This window comes from Methylobacterium sp. Leaf87 (genome assembly GCF_001422775.1).
Classification (GTDB): Bacteria; Pseudomonadota; Alphaproteobacteria; order Rhizobiales; family Beijerinckiaceae; genus Methylobacterium.
The window spans coordinates 1-17,443 of record NZ_LMMI01000033.1; the positions used below are offsets into that span (position 1 = coordinate 1).

Annotated in this window: 16 protein-coding genes and 1 pseudogene; 11 read left to right on the forward strand and 6 right to left on the reverse strand. The window is 66.2% G+C overall.

Translation table 11 applies throughout. The annotated features are described in order from the left end of the window. Positions 1 to 65: 65 nt before the first annotated feature. Together ASF22_RS14810 and ASF22_RS14815 are read left to right on the forward strand one after the other, a co-directional pair. A protein-coding gene (locus ASF22_RS14810; RefSeq protein WP_156647758.1) for an IS3 family transposase occupies positions 66 to 1,234 on the forward strand; the annotation gives its coding sequence in 2 pieces (ribosomal slippage) (positions 66 to 330 and positions 330 to 1,234; 1,170 coding nt in all). A 20-nt stretch (positions 1,235 to 1,254) separates the two neighbouring features. After that, positions 1,255 to 3,291, forward strand: coding sequence for a PAS domain-containing protein (locus ASF22_RS14815; RefSeq protein WP_082483736.1), 2,037 nt, complete (start codon positions 1,255 to 1,257; stop codon positions 3,289 to 3,291). An 11-nt stretch (positions 3,292 to 3,302) separates the two neighbouring features. Here ASF22_RS14815 and ASF22_RS14820 read toward each other — a convergent pair whose 3' ends face one another. After that, positions 3,303 to 3,578 (reverse strand): hypothetical protein, encoded by a 276-nt coding sequence (locus ASF22_RS14820; protein ID WP_056265698.1) that lies wholly within the window; start codon positions 3,576 to 3,578, stop codon positions 3,303 to 3,305. Positions 3,579 to 3,815: 237 nt separating this feature from the next. Next, positions 3,816 to 4,535, reverse strand: a complete 720-nt coding sequence (locus tag ASF22_RS14825; protein WP_056265701.1) for an SDR family oxidoreductase — start codon at positions 4,533 to 4,535, stop codon at positions 3,816 to 3,818. 144 nt (positions 4,536 to 4,679) lie between these two features. On the opposite strand from ASF22_RS14825, the gene ASF22_RS14830 reads away from it, so the two are divergent. The 3 genes from ASF22_RS14830 to ASF22_RS14840 are packed head-to-tail and all read left to right on the forward strand — an operon-like array spanning position 4,680 to position 6,823. Then, entirely contained in the window at positions 4,680 to 5,459 is a 780-nt protein-coding gene (locus tag ASF22_RS14830) for a DUF4394 domain-containing protein (RefSeq protein WP_056265734.1), read from the forward strand. Between the two features lie 60 nt (positions 5,460 to 5,519). Then, positions 5,520 to 6,059, forward strand: a complete 540-nt coding sequence (locus ASF22_RS14835) for a sigma-70 family RNA polymerase sigma factor (protein ID WP_056265704.1) — start codon at positions 5,520 to 5,522, stop codon at positions 6,057 to 6,059. Next, on the forward strand, positions 6,056 to 6,823 hold the full coding sequence (locus tag ASF22_RS14840) for an anti-sigma factor (RefSeq protein WP_056265707.1): 768 nt from the start codon (positions 6,056 to 6,058) through the stop codon (positions 6,821 to 6,823). Before ASF22_RS14835 ends, ASF22_RS14840 begins: the two co-directional genes overlap by 4 nt. Positions 6,824 to 7,033: 210 nt before the next feature. On the opposite strand, the gene gcvA is transcribed toward ASF22_RS14840, so the two are convergent. After that, positions 7,034 to 7,921 (reverse strand): transcriptional regulator GcvA, encoded by an 888-nt coding sequence (gene gcvA, locus ASF22_RS14845; protein WP_056265710.1) that lies wholly within the window; start codon positions 7,919 to 7,921, stop codon positions 7,034 to 7,036. Between the two features lie 94 nt (positions 7,922 to 8,015). On the opposite strand from gcvA, the gene ASF22_RS14850 reads away from it, so the two are divergent. Both ASF22_RS14850 and ASF22_RS14855 read left to right on the forward strand, forming a co-directional pair. Continuing rightward, a complete protein-coding gene (locus ASF22_RS14850) occupies positions 8,016 to 8,972 on the forward strand; it encodes a zinc-dependent alcohol dehydrogenase family protein (protein ID WP_056265713.1) in 957 nt (318 codons plus the stop codon). A gap of 284 nt (positions 8,973 to 9,256) precedes the next feature. After that, positions 9,257 to 9,610 (forward strand): nuclear transport factor 2 family protein, encoded by a 354-nt coding sequence (locus ASF22_RS14855; RefSeq protein ID WP_244474300.1) that lies wholly within the window; start codon positions 9,257 to 9,259, stop codon positions 9,608 to 9,610. Between the two features lie 525 nt (positions 9,611 to 10,135). Here the strand turns inward: ASF22_RS14855 and ASF22_RS14860 are convergent. Further along, positions 10,136 to 10,807, reverse strand: coding sequence for a TetR/AcrR family transcriptional regulator (locus tag ASF22_RS14860; protein ID WP_056265715.1), 672 nt, complete (start codon positions 10,805 to 10,807; stop codon positions 10,136 to 10,138). Between the two features lie 143 nt (positions 10,808 to 10,950). Here ASF22_RS14860 and ASF22_RS14865 point away from each other — a divergent pair, with 143 nt between their 5' ends. The 4 genes from ASF22_RS14865 (at position 10,951) to ASF22_RS14880 (ending at position 15,390) form a co-directional block, all read left to right on the forward strand. After that, positions 10,951 to 12,483, forward strand: coding sequence for an NAD(P)/FAD-dependent oxidoreductase (locus ASF22_RS14865; RefSeq protein WP_082483737.1), 1,533 nt, complete (start codon positions 10,951 to 10,953; stop codon positions 12,481 to 12,483). 64 nt (positions 12,484 to 12,547) lie between these two features. After that, positions 12,548 to 13,363 carry an SDR family oxidoreductase gene (locus tag ASF22_RS14870; RefSeq protein WP_056265719.1) on the forward strand — a complete coding sequence of 272 codons (816 nt, stop codon included), beginning with the start codon at positions 12,548 to 12,550 and terminating at the stop codon, positions 13,361 to 13,363. Next, positions 13,363 to 14,367 carry an alpha/beta hydrolase gene (locus ASF22_RS14875; RefSeq protein WP_056265722.1) on the forward strand — a complete coding sequence of 335 codons (1,005 nt, stop codon included), beginning with the start codon at positions 13,363 to 13,365 and terminating at the stop codon, positions 14,365 to 14,367. The genes ASF22_RS14870 and ASF22_RS14875 overlap by 1 nt, the downstream gene beginning before the upstream one ends. 123 nt (positions 14,368 to 14,490) lie before the next feature. After that, positions 14,491 to 15,390 (forward strand): alpha/beta hydrolase, encoded by a 900-nt coding sequence (locus ASF22_RS14880; protein WP_056265725.1) that lies wholly within the window; start codon positions 14,491 to 14,493, stop codon positions 15,388 to 15,390. A gap of 223 nt (positions 15,391 to 15,613) precedes the next feature. Here ASF22_RS14880 and ASF22_RS25330 read toward each other — a convergent pair. Continuing rightward, a pseudogene (locus ASF22_RS25330) lies at positions 15,614 to 16,142 on the reverse strand (tyrosine-type recombinase/integrase). A 285-nt stretch (positions 16,143 to 16,427) separates the two neighbouring features. Continuing rightward, positions 16,428 to 17,375 carry a PLP-dependent aminotransferase family protein gene (locus ASF22_RS14885; RefSeq protein WP_082483738.1) on the reverse strand — a complete coding sequence of 316 codons (948 nt, stop codon included), beginning with the start codon at positions 17,373 to 17,375 and terminating at the stop codon, positions 16,428 to 16,430. Positions 17,376 to 17,443: the final 68 nt, after the last annotated feature.

Genomic DNA, 17,443 nt, shown 5'->3' on the forward strand with positions numbered 1-17,443 from the left:
TGGCCTGCCCCCTGAAAAGTGGTCCTCCCTGATGTATGGCCTTGGGCCATTTGGAGGATGTTTTTATGGGACGGAAGAATCATACGGCTGAAGAGATCGTCGCTAAGCTGCGGCAGGTAGATGTCCTGGTCTCGCAGGGTCGCAAAGTTGCTGAAGCAATCCGTTCGATCGAGGTGACCGAGGTCACTTATTACCGTTGGCGTTCCGAGTACGGCGGTCTGAAGGGTGATCAGGTCAAGCGGCTGAAGTCCTTGGAGACGGAGAACCTGCGTCTGCGTCGGGCGATCTCGGACCTGACGCTGGAGAAGCTCATTTTGAAGGAGGCAGCTTCGGGAAACTTCTGAGCCCGGCTCGCCGCCGGGCTTGTGTCGCTTACGTCGTTGCCGAGCACGGTGTGTCCGAACGCTTCGCTTGCCGTGTCCTGGGTCAGCATCGTTCGACGCAGCGCAAAGTCGCCGTGATGGTCGAGGACGAGGCTGCTTTGACGGCTGCCATCGTCGCCCTGGCGCTGCAGYACGGACGTTACGGCTACCGTCGGATCACCGCGATGCTCCGGCGCGATGGCTGGACGGTGAACGTGAAGCGCGTCGAACGGATCTGGCGATGCGAGGGCCTCAAGGTTCCCGCTCGCCAGCCGAAGCGGTCGCGCCTCTGGCTCAACGACGGCTCGTGCGTGCGGCTGCGGCCGGAGCGGCCCGACCACATCTGGTCCTACGACTTCGTCGAGCACCGCACGCACAACGGGCGCAAGTACCGGATGCTGAACGTCATTGATGAGTTCACGCGTGAGTGCCTGGCGATCCGTGTATCACGCAAGCTGAAGGCCCTCGACGTGATCGACGTGCTGACGGACCTGTTCAGCCTTCGCGGTGTGCCGGGTCATATCCGCTCCGACAATGGACCGGAGTTCATTGCCAAAGCGGTTCAGGACTGGATCGCAGCGGTTGGATCGACGACCGCCTACATCGAGCCGGGCAGTCCGTGGGAGAACGGTTACTGCGAGAGCTTCAACGCAAAGCTGCGGGATGAACTCCTCAACGGCGAGGTGTTCTACACCCTCAAGGAGGCCAGCGTCGTGATCGAGCAATGGCGGAGGCACTACAACACCCTCCGACCGCACTCGTCGCTTGGCTACCACCCGCCTGCGCCAGAGGTCGTCCTCTGGCCGACCGAACCGAGCGGATCAGTGCCGTCCGCTCGCCCTGCCATCGTCACACGACCGACGATGCACTAACTTCAAACCTGGGCCACTGAATGGGGGCAGGCCACCTGCTGCGCGGGCGCGGCACCGACGAGCGCTGGCACCTTCGCAAGGACGGGGCGCTGTTCTGGGCCAACGGCGAGATGATGCCGCTGCGCGACGAGGCCGGCCGCCACGAGGGCTTCCTCAAGATCCTGCGCGACCGGACGGAGCAGCGGAACGCCGCGGCCAAGGAGCAAGCGGACGCCGCGTTCATGCGCGGCGTAGTGTCGTCCTCCGCCGACTGCATCAAGGTGCTCGACCCGAACGCCCGGTTGATCTTCATGAACGAGGGGGGCCTCGCGGTCATGGAGGCTGACGACTTCAACCAGGTCAGGGGTTGCGACTGGACCGGCTTCTGGCAGGGTCAGGCCCGGGCCGATGCCCAGTCGGCTTTCTGGGCGGCCCTGGCGGGCGGTACCGGGCACTTTCAGGCCCCGGCCGACACCCTCAAGGGCACGCCCAAGTGGTGGGACGTGCAAGTCACGCCCATCCGCGGCGCCGACGGCCGGCCGGAGCGCCTGCTCGTGGTCTCGCGCGACGTGACCGCCCAGCGAGCCTCCGAGCAGCGCGTCGCCGAGAGCGAGAAGCGCTGGCGCGGCCTGTTCGAGGGCATGCACGAAGGCTTCTTCAGCGGCGAGATCCTGCGCGATGCGACGGGGCGGGTGACGGACTACCGGTTCGTCGAGATCAACCCCGCCTTCGCCTCCCAATCCGGGCTGCCCGTGGAGACCGTGGGACGCACCGTGCGCGAGGTGATCCGGGACGTTCCGGACTGGGTCATCGAGACCTACGCCCGCGTGGTGGACACAGGGGTCGCCGAGGTCTTCGACATCGCCGTGCCCGAGCTCGGGCGTACTTTCGAGGTCCGAGCCTACCGCGAGACCGAGCGGCGCTTCGCGGCGATGTTCATCGACGTTTCCGAGCGCAAGCGGGCCGATGCCCGACGTGCGGCCTTGGTCGAGCTGGGCGATCTCCTGCGCAACACGGGCGATCCGGGCGAGATCGCCCGCGTCGCGGCCGGGATCCTCGGCCGCACGCTGGGGCTGTCCCATGCCGGATACGGCGCGGTGGACCATGACCGGGAAACCATCGACGCCGGCGAGGGCTGGAGCGCACCGGGGATGCCGGCCATCGGCGGGGTGTACGACTTCCGGGATTACGGCACCTACATCGACGCTCTGAAGAACGGCCGCGCCGTGGTCATCGACGACGTCAGCGAGGACCCCCGCACCGCCTCGGACGCAGGAACCTTGGCTGCCATCCAGGTGCGATCGCTGCTCAACCTCCCCCTGATGGAGCACGGGCGGTTCGTGGCCCTGCTCTACGCCCTGAAGGACACCCCTTACGGCTGGAAGCCCGAGGAGATCAGCTTCGCCAACAACATCGCGGACAGGACCCGCGCGGCGCTGGCGCGTATCGAGGCGGAGGAGCGCCAGCGGACGCTGAACCTCGAACTCGGCCACCGCATGAAGAACATGCTGGCCATGGTGCAGGCCATCGCCACCCAGACCATGCGCAACGCCACCGACCTGGACACGGCCAAGGACGTCCTCGCCGGGCGCCTCATCGCCCTCGGCAAGTCCCACGACCTGCTCCTGGGCGGCTCCATCGGTTCGGCCCCCATCGGCACCGTCATCGAAGGCGCCTTGAGCACCCACGTGGACAATCCTGCCCGCTTCGTCCTGGAGGGACCGGCGTTCACCGTCGGGGCCAAGGCGGCGATGTCCCTGTCGCTGATCCTGCACGAGTTGGCGACCAACGCGGCCAAGTACGGGGCGCTACTGACGGATGACGGACGTGTGTCGGTGACGTGGTCGGTCCGTGACGAGGCCGGCGAACCGCACTGCGCCCTGCGCTGGTCAGAGGAAGGAGGCCCCGCCGTGGAGCCTCCGACGCGGACCGGTTTCGGCACGCGCCTCATCGGTCGCGGGCTGGCCGGAAGCTTCGGAGGCGCGGTGGAGCTGTCCTATCCGTCGACCGGCGTCGTCTGCACGATCGACGCCCCCGTCAGCGGCCTCCAGGCGGAGGATGCCCCAGCGAGCCACTAGGGGGATGCGGGCTACTCGGCTGCGTCAGCGCCCGGCGCTTCCAGCCGCCCCAGCAGGTCGCGGATGTCGTCGGACGGAGGCTGCGATGGAAAGGCGTCGTACATCGCGCGCAAGTTCCGACCGAGATGGCGCTCCGTGGCGTTCCGGGTCGTGTATTCGAAGCGGCTGCTCTCGAAACGGGGCACGGGATCCTCGCCTTCGGCGGTCGACATGTGGGCGCCCCTGCGTTCCCGAATGGCCCAGGGAATGAGATCCCATCCGGGTTCCGCATCGGTCAGCGTCGGCATGCCCTAAGAGCCCTGGCGCCATATGGTTCCGGCGACCGGCCCGAATGGCGATGCCCCGTAGACATGTCGTCCATGCCTATCCGCGCATGTGTTGGCCACCCCAGGTCCATGGAGGCGCCCACCATGCGTCGCAGCGGATCGCAGGCGGGTTCATCCTTCGGACGACGAAACTCGACGACGCCGCGCCATCCACATTCGGCACGGCTTCCGCGAAGACCTGCGGCCATTCGATCACAGCTAGATCTGTCGCATCCCGCCATCGACGCACAGTTCGGCCCCCGCGACAAAGCTCGCCTCGTCGCTCAGGAGGAACAGCGTGGCCGCCGCCACCTCTTCGGGACGCGCCATGCGGCCTAGCGGGATCCGCGCGATTAGCGCGGCCCGTTGCTCTTCAGGTAGGCTCGCCATCATGGCGGTGTCAGTTGGGCCAGGGGCCACTACGTTCACGCGGATGCCCTGCGGGGCCAGTTCTACTGTCCATGTGCGCGCGTAGGAGCGCAGCGCTGCCTTCGTCGCGCAATAGGTCCCGTCGGGCGTGATGCCTTCGGCGTCGGCAATCGACCCCATCAGCACGACCGAGCCACCCCGTCCCATTGCGCTCAACGCCGCTTGCCACCCGAAGACGGCCCCACGGACGTTGACCGAAAAGTGCCGGTCGAAATGCTCGGGTGTCCCGTCGCGCAGGGTCGCCGGTTCCGAGATGCCTGCGTTGAGCACCAGCGCGTCGATCCGGCCATGTGTCTCCCGCACCGTCGCCACGACGCAGTACAGATCCTCCTTCAAGGCCGCGTCCGCGACGAGACCCCGCGCACCGCGCCCAATTTTCACGGCGGCGGCCTCGACCTCGTCTGCTCTCCGTCCGGTGAAGACGACCGACGCGCCCTCGACCGCCAGCCGCTCGGCGATCGCGAGGCCGATACCCTTCGCTCCACCGACCACGAGCGCAACCTTGTCCATCAACCGCGTCTTAGCCGACTGCCTGAATGGCTCTCAAAAGCGGACGGTAGCTGGAGGGCGAAAAAACCTAAGTTCGGCTGCATCCGATCATCCGGCTCATGGCTAGCGCTCTTGATGCCGCCTTCGCGGCAGATGGAGAAAGCCATGCGACTGAGCCTCATTGCCATTACCCTGCTGGCCGGCACCTGTCTTGGAACCGCCGCGCGTGCCGACACCGTTGCGGCGCTCGTCGGCGACGCCACCCTGGCGCATGTCGACACGGCTGCGAAGAAGGTCACGAAGACGGTGACGATCACCGGGATCAGCGGAAGCGTTCTTGGCATCGACGTACGCCCGGCCGATGGCATGCTCTACGCCGTGATTTCGGATGGCAGCGTCGTCACGATCGATCCGATGTCCGGCAAGGCCATGCCCAAGTCAAAGCTCGACACGATGCTGGTCGCCGGCACCGCGGCAACCGTCGACTTCAATCCCGTCGCCGACCGCCTGCGCATCATCGGTTCGGACGGCACCAACCTTCGCGCCAATGTCGATGACGGCAAGGTGACGAAGGACGGCCAGCTCAAGTTTGCCGAGACCGACAGCATGAAGGGCAAGACCCCGAAGGTGACGGCTGGCGCCTACACCAATGCCTTCAAGGGCACGAAGGAGACGGCCCTGTTCGACATCGACGCTGCTGGCGCACTGCTGAAGCAGGCTCCGCCGAATGACGGTATTCTGAACACCGTCGGCATGCTCGGCATGTCAGGCGAGGCCGTGGCCTTCGACATCCTGTCCGATGGCCAGGGCGGCAATCAGGCCTGGGCCATGGCCGGCGACACGCTCTACAAGGTGGATCTCGCAACCGGGAAGGGCGAGATGGCCGCCAAAATCACCGGCGTCTCTGGTAAGGTCCGTGACATCGCCATTCTCCCCAAGATGTAGCATCGCTCCGCCACTGCAGGACCGGCCCGGCGGCCGGTCCATCTGATCGCCAGGAGAGTCATGGAGCCGTTCGATCACGCCTCCGCGCTGGAAGGCTGCGCCCGTGGGGATTCGGCGTCGCTGCGGCGTCTCTACGACCATGAGGCGGGCTTCCTACTCGCCGTCGCGCACAGGATCGTGCGGCGGCGTGATGTTGCGGCTGACGTCCTACACGATGCCATGATGGACATCTGGGAGCGCGCCGACACCTTCGACCGCAGCCGCGGCGCGGGCCGTGCCTGGATCACCAGCATCGTGCGACATCGCGCGCTCAAACACATCCGTGTCGTTGGCCGGGAGACAGACCTCGACGCAGCCGCGGCGACAGAGATCGCGGTCGACGCGCTCGATCCGTTCACCATCCTCGCGACATCGCAGGACGGCGCCCGCCTGCACGGTTGCCTCGCGCGGCTCGAAGCCGACAGGCGGCGGGTGATCCTTCTCGCCTACGTCGATGGACTGTCACAGTCTGAGATCGCTGAGCGACTGGGAACACCGCTCGGGACTGTGAAGGCCTGGGTCCGCCGCAGCCTCATCGCCTTGAAGGATTGCCTGTCATGATCCCGAGCCAGCCGGAAGACCGTGACGTCCTGGCGGGCGAATACGTGCTGGGCCTGCTCCACGCAGAAGCCACGGCGGAAGTCGAGCGGGCCATGGGTTCGGATGCAGATCTTGCTCGCCGCGTTGCTTTCTGGGAGGAGCGGCTGCTGCCGGCCTCCGCGGCCCTCGGGAAAGCCAATGTCGATCCGGCCCAATGGGCGCGGATCGAGCAGGCCCTCGCGACGCGCCGGCAGGCGCTCGGCCCGACCACGGCTCCCGCCCTCACACAGGCGCGAGGCGGGATGTTGAGAGTAGCGTGGCGGAGCCCTGCGCTGTGGCGGGCCACCACGGGGCTCTCCACGGCTGCCGCGATCCTTCTAACGATCCTGCCGAGCCGCATGTTGGCGCCGGCCGAGAGCCCAACGCGGTACTACGCAATCCTGCAGAGTCGCGACGCCTCCGGGCAGGAGAGTGGACCGGGATGGCTCATCCAAGTTGCCCAGAACGGCACCGTGCGGTCCCTGCCGCTGGCTGACGTGCGACCAGGAAGCGGGCGCGCGTTGCAGCTCTGGACCCTGTGGGATCAGGCACGCGGCCCCGTTTCCCTCGGCGTGCTGCCCCCGGGCGGAGCGATCCGTCTGCCACCGGAGCGGCTGGAAGCCATCGGCGACGGGCAGCTTTTCGAGATTACGCTGGAACCCGAGGCGGGTTCGCCGATCGGTCGCCCGACGGGCCAGATCCTGTTCATAGGCCGTGCGAAGGGGGCGGCAACGCAGGCTCTGTAACGGGGCGATCGAGGTGCTCGAAGGAGTTCGTTCGCGTTCGAGGTGAGCCATTATGATTCACGGCCATGCTCGCTTTCGCATTCTGAACAGAAGCGAACCATCGCAAACTCACCCAATCCTATGGAGGATGGACCGGTCAAGGACCAACACAGACGTACAGGTTGTTGCGACTGTCATCCAAAGCAGACAATGAGTTGTAGGATTGCCTGATCAAGCAGCGGTGGATCGTAGCCAGTCGACCAGCTTCCCGACATTCTCTGCCCGAGCCGGATGTCGTGGGTGGACGACCCAATAGGGATGGGCATTGAGCACCGGCCCAAAGGGTTGAACCAGCGCGCCGCTCGCTAGGTCGTCGGCGGCAAGCACGACCGACAGGAGCGCGATTCCCTGCCCAGCAATCGCGGCCTGGATGACATGCCCTTCATCACTGAGTCGAATGCCCGCGCTACCGTCGATGTCGCTGATCCCGGCCTGCCGCAGCCAAGCGGCCCAAGTCGGCGTCTCGTCGGTTACGTGAGCCCACTCGAAATGCAGCAGCGGGTGGCTTGCCAGATCGCGCTCGGATCGAACAGTGAGGCGAGGACTGCAAGCGGGCGCGACCCGGTCTACCACCAGTCTGTGGACGCCGAGGCCCGGGTAGGGACCCGGCCCGTATCGGACGGCAATGTCGACCCCGTCGCGAACGAAGTCCACCAGGCTGTCGGACGCGTGCAGCCTCAGGTCACAACCCGGATGGGCCGCGCGAAAGTTGGCCAGCCGGGGCACGAGCCACTTGGCGACGAAGGCGGTCGGCGCCGAGATCGTGAGAACGCCGGCCGGATGTCCGCCGCGGATTTGGTCGATGGCTTCAGCGAAGGCGTCGAAGCCGTCGCGAAGCACCGGCAGCAGCACGGCCCCCTCAGCGGTAAGCCGGACCCGACGCGTCTCGCGGTGGAAGAGGCGAAGCCCCAGGGTCTGTTCGAGGAGCCGGATCTGATGGCTGATCGCGGTCGGCGTGACGCCAAGCTCGTCGGCGGCACCACGGAAGCTCAGGCGGCGCCCGGCGGCCTCGAAGGCCCGCAGCGCGGCGAGCGGGGGAAGCGATCTCCGCATCGTCATGGCTGAACGTAGCTCATCCGTCGGGTGAGGAGAACGCGTTCGTCATCCAGCATGCCAGCTGACACAAAGGCAGCTGCCACAGTGGGAGGTTGACATGAAAGCGATTGTGTTGACGCGGTTCGGTGGGCCGGACAGCTTCGAACTCCGGGACCTTCCCGACCCCCGGCCAGGACCGCGGCAGGTCCGCGTGGCGGTGCATGCCACGTCGATCAATCCGCTCGACTGCCAGATCCGTCGCGGTGACTACGCCGACCAGGTCGAACTGCCTGCCATCATCGGGCACGACGTCTCCGGCGTCGTCGACCAGATCGGATCAGAGGTGACGGAGTTCCGTGTCGGGGATGAGGTCTATTACACGGCACGGATCTTCGGCGGGCCAGGATCGTACGCGGAATACCACGTGGCGGACGTCGACATCGTGGCGCGCAAGCCCGTCAACGTCTCCCATGCCGAGGCCGCGAGCGTCAGCCTCGTTGGCGTGACCGTCTGGGAAGGGCTGGTCGAGCGGGCCCGATTGCAGGTGACCGAGACCGTGCTGATCCATGGCGGCGCCGGCGGCGTTGGGGCCATCGCCGTGCAGGTTGCCAAAGCCATCGGCGCGCGGGTCCTGGCAACGGCGCGCGGCAGCGACGCGGCGCTCGTCGAAGGGCTTGGCGCCTCGGCGGTCATCGATTTCGAGCGCGAGGACTACGTGGACGCCGTCAATCGCCTGACCGACGGCGGGGGCGTCGACGTCGTTCTGGATACCCTTGGGCGCGATACGCTTTCGCGTTCCCCAAGCATTCTACGCGAGGATGGGCGCGTGGTCACGCTGGTCGACACTGCGACGCCCCAGAACCTCATCGACGCCTGGGGCCGGAACGCGACCTACCACTTTGTCTTCTCGCGCCAGAGCAGCAGCAAGCTCGATGCCCTCACGCGCCTCATCGAGCGAGGCCTGGTGGTGCCGCAGGTCGGCTTGGAGTTTCCCCTCGTCGAAGTCGCACGCGCTCACGCGCGCTCGGAGGAGGGCCGGATAAAGGGCAAGATCGTGCTTCGGGTCAGATCGTGACGAGGCAGGATCCCCGTCGGAGCCTCTGATCTGATAGGTCGCAAGGTCCTTGTAGTCCGAGACAAAGACGACAAGCCCGCCTCTCCCTCTCCTGAGCTGGTGCCCGTACGATGGGAAACTTCGTCACCACCACGGTCGCGCCTACCCAGCGGCCATCACGCCCGGACACACACTCGTCGTCCGGTCCAACTTGGCGAAAGCCGGGCGGCACTGAGTACCAAAGGGCGTCCAAGCCCATGCTCAAGGGGGAGCGCATGACTGATCTTGCATAGAAAAAGACGAACGTGATCGCCTTCCACGAATTGATGTTCAACGATTGCCGGCCGCGCGAAGCAATCGAGCAGTATGCCGGCGCCGACTACATCCAGCACAACCCGCACGTGGCATCCGGCAAGGATGGCTTCATTATCGATTTCGAACGGATGGCCCATGAGTGGCCGGGCAAGCGGGTGGAGGTGAGGCGGGTCTTCGCCGAAGGCGATCTCATCGTTCTTCACTGTTTGCAGCACTGGCCAGGCAATTTCGATTACGCGGCCATCGACATCGTCCGGCTCGACGCTGATGGCAGTATCGTCGAGCACTGGGACGTGCTGCAGGCCCTGCCAGAGACTTCCGCCAAAGCGAACGCAATGTTCTGAGCGACCGGGATGGGGCCGCTGTGTGAGAGACAGTCTGCGATGTGCTACGCACGCATCGTGTTTCCAGCTTGAGTGTGTTGTAACCGTCGGGCCTTCTCTTGTTTGACCTCGCCCAACAAGGCGACCTTCGAGAAATTGAACGTGAAGGTGCGTTGAAGGCGCGAGACTGCTTGGCGCCGCGCTTGGAGCCAGGATCCGCTTTTCCAATTTATAAACCCGAAACCGGAAGAGCAAAAATCCACCCTATTCAGGCGTCGAACGGTCAAGCGTTTGTCGACCTAAGCACACCGTATAGGTCCATCCGCATAAACTTCTAAGCGGACATACGAATGGGGGCCTTACCGAAAGCGAGACGTTCGATGAACGAGTGCGTTACCCGTCCAGGTGGATCACGAACGCACATGCCGCCTGTCCCATGAGATGTCGGTCGGGCCGAGGTCGGACGGCAGCGTCGCGACTTTCACCGTCGATGCGGGGCGGCCGGGCTGAGCTTCTCGCAATCGAGCCTGTCTTCCTCTCGAACGATCAGCCAGCCTCACGCGCCGCACCGAGTTCGGCTTCCGCCCGCCCTCGCTGCGTCAGGTATGGCAGGAACAGGCTCATCACCTGGCGTGCGCCCCAGTCGACATGCGCGCGCGTGACCTCGCCGATGCCACGGCGCGAGCGCAGATAGTCGATCCAGTAGGTGGAGACGATCCAGGCATTGCTGACGAGCAGGTCGAGCCGGTCGGCCGGGATCGCCAGCAATCCCGCCTTCTGCATCTCCTCGATCGCCCGGCGGGTCAGCCCCTGCCCCTCATCGCTGACCTGCTTAAGACGCGGCTTGAGCTCGGGCGCGAGCCTGAAGACCATCGCCCCGTCCCGGTAGAAGAAGCGCCACTCCCACATCGCCTGGAACCAGCCAGTGAGATAGGCGCGATACCGCGCGGGCCCGTCGTCGCTGGCCACGTAGGCCGTGGCCGCGGCGTGCAGCGCCTGGGCGAACTCCCTGAACAGGGCTTCGAGCAACTGCTCCTTGCGCTGGAAATGGTAGTAGAGGTTACCCTCGTTGATCCCCACCGCCGCGGCGATCTCCGCCGTGGTGACGTTGCCGGGGCCACGCGCGTTGAACAGCTCGCGGGCGGCGTCGAGGATGCGTGCCCGCGTCTTGGGCTTGGCCGACGCCTTCGCACGGTCCCCCGCGTCCCGTCCCGCCATGGCCACATCCGCCCCGCTCGCGCATCCACTCCCGCCCGGACCCTAGCCGCGTGGAGGCCGCCCCACAATTAAGGTGCATGCCTGTTGATCGGCTAAGGTGGACACCTTAGTTGGGGCGTCGCGAACTTCGGAAGGCTCCAGCCATGGCGATCCTCACGGTGCCCCGCGACGGACCTGACGATGCAGCGTCGCACCCGGAGCCGCGGGGCGGTGCGCATTTTGATGTGCTGGTGATCGGCGCCGGCATTTCGGGCATCAGCGCGGCCCACGCCCTGCAGACCCAGTGTCCACAAAAGAGCTACGCGATCCTCGAAGCCCGCGCCTCTCTCGGCGGGACCTGGGACCTGTTCCGCTACCCCGGCCTGCGCTCGGATTCCGACCTCTACACCTTTGGCTTCAGCTTCCGGCCTTGGACCGAGGACAAGTCGATCGCCGACGCGGCCTCGATCCTGCGCTACCTGCGGGACACCGCCGCGGCGTTCGGCATCGACCGCAGGATCCAGTACGGCCGGCGCGTGGTTTCCGCGGCCTGGGACACGTCGCAGGCGCGCTGGACCCTGGAGGTCGAGGCGGGGCAGGAGCGCATCACCTATACCTGCGGCTTTCTCTACGTCTGCGCCGGCTACTACGACTACGCGGGCGGCTATCGCCCGGACTGGCCGGGCACGGAGCGTTTCGCGGGGCCTATCGTGCATCCGCAGGCCTGGCCCGACGACCTCGACTATGCCGGCAAGCGCGTCGTGGTGATCGGGAGCGGTGCCACCGCGGTGACGCTGGTGCCGGCAATGGCACGGCGCGCCGCCCACGTGACCATGCTGCAGCGCTCGCCCACCTACATCGTGGCGCTACCCGCGCGCGACCGCATCGCCAACTGGCTGAAGGCCCGCCTGCCGGCCCCCATCGCCCATCGCCTCGCGCGCTGGAAGAACATCGGCTTGAGCATTCTCTTCTATCAGTTCGCCCGGCGGAAACCCGAGACGCTGACGCGGCGCATCCTCGGCGGCATCCGCGAGCAACTCGGCCCCGACTACGATGTCGGCAGACATTTCACGCCACGCTACAAGCCGTGGGACCAGCGCCTCTGCCTCGTGCCGGACGGCGACCTGTTCGCGGCGATCCGCACCGGCAAGGCGAGCGTCGAGACCGACACGATCACGCGCTTCACCGAGAACGGCCTGGACCTCGCCTCCGGCAAGACCCTGCCGGCCGACATCGTCGTGACCGCCACCGGCCTGACGATGAAGCTCATGGGCGGGGTGAGGATCAGCGTCGACGGCGTCATGGCCGATCCGGCCGACCGCTACCTGTATAAGGGCATGATGCTGAGCGACGTGCCCAACCTCGCCCTCGCCCTCGGCTACACCAATGCCTCCTGGACGCTGAAATGCGAATTGACGGCGGACTATGTCTGCCGCCTCCTGCGCCGCATGGACAGGCGGGGCGAGGCGTGGTGCGTGCCGCGCCGGGGCGCGGCCACCGGCGCTGAGCCGCTGATCGGCTTCAGCTCGGGCTATGTCACCCGGGCGCGCCACCTGATGCCGAAGCAGGGCACCGCCTCGCCGTGGAAGCTTCACCAGAACTACGTGCTGGATCTCGCCGGCCTCCGCTACGGCCGGCTGGATGACGGCGCCATGGTGTTCGGCGGCCGGCGCACCGGCACCCGGCGGGCGGCCTGAACGCCTGCCCCCGCGGGGGCGGATATCCGTTGCACCGAGGCTTCGTAGGGCAGGAACCGATTTCATGTTCGATCTCAAGGGACGCACCGCCCTCGTCACGGGTGCGGGCAGCGGCATCGGCCGGGCCATCGCGGTCTCGCTCGCCGGGCGGGGCTGCAACCTCGCCCTCGCCGACGTGAACGAGGCGGGCCTGACCGAGACGGCGCAGCCGCTCGCCGGCCCCGTCCGGGTCACCCGTCACCGCCTCGACGTCGCCGACCGGGAGGCGGTCGCGGCGTTGCCCGCGACGGTGGCCGCCGCCCATGGCGGCCTCGACCTCCTCGTCAACAACGCGGGCGTGGCCATGGCCGGGGCCTTCGCGCAGGTGAGCGAGGCCGACTTCGAATGGCTGATCGAGATCAATTTCTGGGGCGTCGTGCGCATGACCCGGGCCTTCCTGCCGATGCTGGAGACCGCTCCCGAAGCGCGGATCGTCAACCTGTCGAGCCTCTACGGCCTGATCGCCCCGCCGGGCCAGACCGCCTATGCGGCGAGCAAGTTCGCGGTGCGCGGCTTCTCGCAGGCCCTCGCCCACGAACTTGCGGGCGGCACGGTCGGGGTGACCGTGGTGCATCCCGGCGGCGTCGCCACCTCGATCGCCGATTCGGCGCGGGCCACCGCGGCCCTCTCGGCCGAGGAGCTGGAGCGGGGACGCCGCATCGCCAACAGCCTCCTGACGATGCCGCCCGCCCGCGCCGGAGACATCATCGTACGCGGCGTCGAACGACGACGGCGGCGCATCATCATCGGCAACGACGCCAAGATCGCCTCGCTGATCGAGCGCCTGATGCCGGTTTCCTACTGGGGCCTCCTGAGCCGCCTGAAGGGAGAGCGCAGGTGATGCCGGCTTTGCCGACCGCGTTCGCGTTGGGCGCCCTCATCCTCGTCGCCCTCTTGGGCTCCGCCTTCGTCATCACGTGGCTTATCGGGCGGGGCATCGCACGGCGCCTTCCCCCACGCGGACGCTTCCTCGATCTGCCGCAGGGCCGCATCCACTACCTGGAGGCCGGGAGCGGCCGGCCGCTCGTGTTCGTACACGGTCTCGGCGGACAGCTCGGCAACTTCGCGTATGCCCTGCTCGACCGGCTCTCGGACCGGTTCCGGGTGGTGCTGATCGACCGGCCCGGTTCCGGCCACTCGCCGCGATCCTGGCGCGCCGCCGCCGATCTTCCGGGCCAGGCCGACACAATTTTGAGCGTTATCCGTCATCTCGGGCTGGAGCGCCCGATCGTCGTCGGGCACTCGCTCGGCGGCGCGGTCGCCCTCGCGCTAGGCCTCGAACATCCGCGCCTTATCGGCGGCCTCGCGCTGATCGCGCCCCTGACGCAGCCGCAGGACACGGTCCCCGCACCGTTCCGGCTCCATGCCATCCGTTCGTCCCTCCTGCGGATGGCCGTCGCTTGGACCCTCGCGACGCCATTGGCGATTCTGCGCAGCCGGGGCGTCCTCGACACGGTGTTCGGGCCGGACGCGGTGCCGGCCGATTTCGGAACGCGGGGCGGCGGCCTACTCGGCCTGCGGCCCTCCAGCTTCTACGCCGCCTCAACGGACTTGAACGCGGCCGGTGCGGACATGCCGGGGCTTGCGGCGCGGTATCCTGGCCTCGCCGTTCCTATCTCGGTCCTCTACGGAACCGGCGATCGCGTGCTCAGCTCGGTCGAGCACGGCGAGGGCCTGAAGCGGGTTCTACCCGGTACGCGCCTCGTCCTCGTACCGGGCGGCCACATGCTGCCGGTCACGGATCCTGACCGCGTCGCCGCCTGGATCACGGCGATCGCGGCGGAGATGACGCCAGCGGAGCCGGCGCCTCATACGGCCGCGCCTTCGGCGACCGGAAGTCCGTGAGTCCAGCGAAGCTCCGATCCCAGCCCAACTTGGCCGCACAGGATGATGTCCTTGCTGCTAAACAGCGGAGGTGAGCACCCATTCCCGCGGATGGCTCAAACTGGCTTAGACGGAAAGACGCGTGTGTCCCTGCGGTGGATCCTTGTGACGGCCGGCGGGATCATCGCCGGCCGAGTTCTGGTCAACGCCTTGGCTCGGCGGCGTGCCGGCCGGAACCGAAGCAAAGATATGGGCCGGTTCACGGTGAGGCAGGTCCGCGTCGATGGCAGGACGATGCAGGCCCGCGTCTCGGTTGACGCCGTACCGGATGACCGTCTGCCCGTGATCCTCGTCCACGGGCTCGGGATGTCGAGCCGCTACATGATCCCGCTCGCACGGCATCTCGCTCCTCATGTCAAAGTCTATGCGCCTGACCTGCCCGGCTTCGGCTTGAGTGAGAAACCCTGCCGAACCCTCACGGTGCGCGAGCTTGCGGACGCACTGGCGACCTGGATGCATGCGGTCGGGGTGGAGCGCGCGGCCTTTGTCGGCAATTCCCTGGGCTGCGAGGTGTTGGTCGAACTGGCCCTCCTTCATCCGCAACTCGTCGAACGCCTTGTGCTGCAGGGTCCCACGCCGGACCCGGTGGCACGTGGCCTCGTCCGGCAGGTCGTCGGTTTCCTTGCCATCGCACCGTTCGAGCGTTGGTCGCTCGCCTGGGTGGCGATCACCGATTATGCCCGTGGCGGGATCGGACGCTACATCTTGACCCTGCGCAGCATGGTCGACAATCGCATCGCGGAGAAGGTCCGGCGGGTCACACAGCCGACGCTCGTAGTCTGGGGCACGCGCGACTACATCGTCCCGCATGCATTCGTCGCGAGCCTCGCCGGCTCCTTGCCTCATGGCAGACTTGTGGTCATTCCAGGAGCAGCTCATGGGATCAACTACTCGCATCCGGAAGCGTTCACTGCGGTCCTTCTTCCGTTTCTCTCCGGTGGCGCGGAGGAAGCCCGTTGCACAGAGCCGAACCCTGGCGGATAGCGTATGATAGCGCGTCAGTGACGGTGGCCTAATCGACAGGTCCTCTCTCGTGCGCTCAGCCCGAACGCGGACTGCCAGAAGGCCAATAGGGGCGGAACGGCTTGGCAGGCTTGAGGACATCACGTTCGAAGACGGTATTCTGTTTGGTCGATAATCTCGTCAGACGCGCCGTGTTCTACGGCCTATGTAGTCTCCTCGACGTTACCGCAGAGGAGGCCGAGCTTCAGATTTCGGTCTCTTCAGCCAAGGCAAGAGCATCTTCAACGTCCACACTGAGGCACCTTACCGTGCTCTCGATTTTGGTATGCCCGAGCAGAATCTGTACAGCTCGCAGGTTGCCGGTTCGCTTGTAGATCAACGCCGCCTTTGTTCGGCGCAGGGAGTGTGTCCCGTAGTCTTCGCGTCGTAGCCCGATGCCAGTCACCCCATTCATCGACCAGACGGGCGTACTACCGGGTACTTATGTGCGCCTCATGGTCGATCCGGCTAGGGAAGGCGTAATCGTCAAGCCCACCACCTCGGCACCCCAGCCAAGTCAGGATGCTGGTACGTGCTGGTTCAAGCAATTCGAACTGTACAGGACGCCCAGTCTTTCGTTGAACGACAATGACGCGGGCGCGTACGTGACCGCCGCTGACAAGCTCACCGAATTTTAATTTGACGATGTCGCAACCGCGCAGCTTGCTGTCGATGGCGCGGTCGAACATTGCGCGGTCGCGTACACGCCGCTTCCCGTCGAGCCAAAAACGAATGGCCCAAACCTGCTGTAGTTAGAGAGCGCGTTTGGCCCCGAGCCTCCGTCATGCGTTCCAGGGTCGGCGGTTCTTAAATTCTGGGTCGTGCTCTGAATGTCTCATTTCTCATCTCCCAACTGGCCCGTGCCGGCAGAGAGAGGAAGGATGCTTCGAACGTCGGCAGCGCGTCACTGCTTCAACGTTTGGAATGTGTGTCTCGGAACTGACAGGCTGAGAAGCAGACCGGCGGCGTCCGAGCCAACTACGCCAAAAAGCCATTCCGTCGGGTGCTCTGAAGCAGACCTAACCTGTGCCTTCGCCGCGGTCTGCTTGCTTAAGCACTATCCGCTGCAACTGGCCGATTGCTGTCTCGATCTGCGTTTCGTTGAGCGATGAGTATCCGAAGACCAACATGTCGTCCCGTGCCCCGGGGTCGAAATCGTAGGCAGCCCCGCTCGAAAGGGCGTAGACCCCGATGCCCTGCTCGCGTGCGAGAAGCTGGATCTGCCGAGCGGGCAGAAAGCCGGGCGGAAGGCGCCAGACCAGGTGCAGGCCACTCTCGCCGCCGAGGACGACGGCCCCGTCGAACGTCCTGTGCAGTGCTCCAACCAGACAGTCACGGCACGCCTTGTAGACCTGCCTCAGGCGACGCAGGTGCCGGTCGAAGTGTCCCTCGTCGATGAAGGCGGTGAGCGCAGCCTGCTCAAGCCAGGCCTGGCCGTTGCTCATCCGCGCCTTCAGCATCCGCGCCTCGTCCCAGAACATGCGCGGGACCGTGGCGAAACCGACGCGCAGGCCGGCGCCCACGGACTTGGAGAACGTCCCAGCGTAGAAGACGCGCCGGCCTCCGTCGAGGCCGGCCAGGGCCGTCAATGGCGGCCCGTCGTACCGGAAGTCGCTGTCGTAATCGTCCTCGACGATGTAGCTGTCGGTCTCCTCCGCCCATCGCAGTAAGGCCAGGCGCCGCGCCAGCGGCATGGTGGCCCCGGTGGGGAACTGATGCGAGGGCGTGACGTAGAGCAGACTGCCCTTGGCTGGCGGCAGGAGGTCCGTTCGCAGCCCCTCGCCGTCGACCGGCACCGGATGGATCTCCAGGCCGGCGTTCCTGAAGATCAGCGAAGCTCCGAGGTAGCAGGGGTTCTCGATGCAGAGCTGTCGGGTATGTCCCCTCAGCAGGTTGAACACGAGGTTGAGGGCGTCCTGCCCACCCGTGGTCACGATTGACCTGACCGGTATTTTGGACCGAGCCAATTGGAAGGCTACTGCATGGTGGCGGCCATGGGTAGCCGGAAGGCCAGATCCGGGAGGGTGACAGGCGC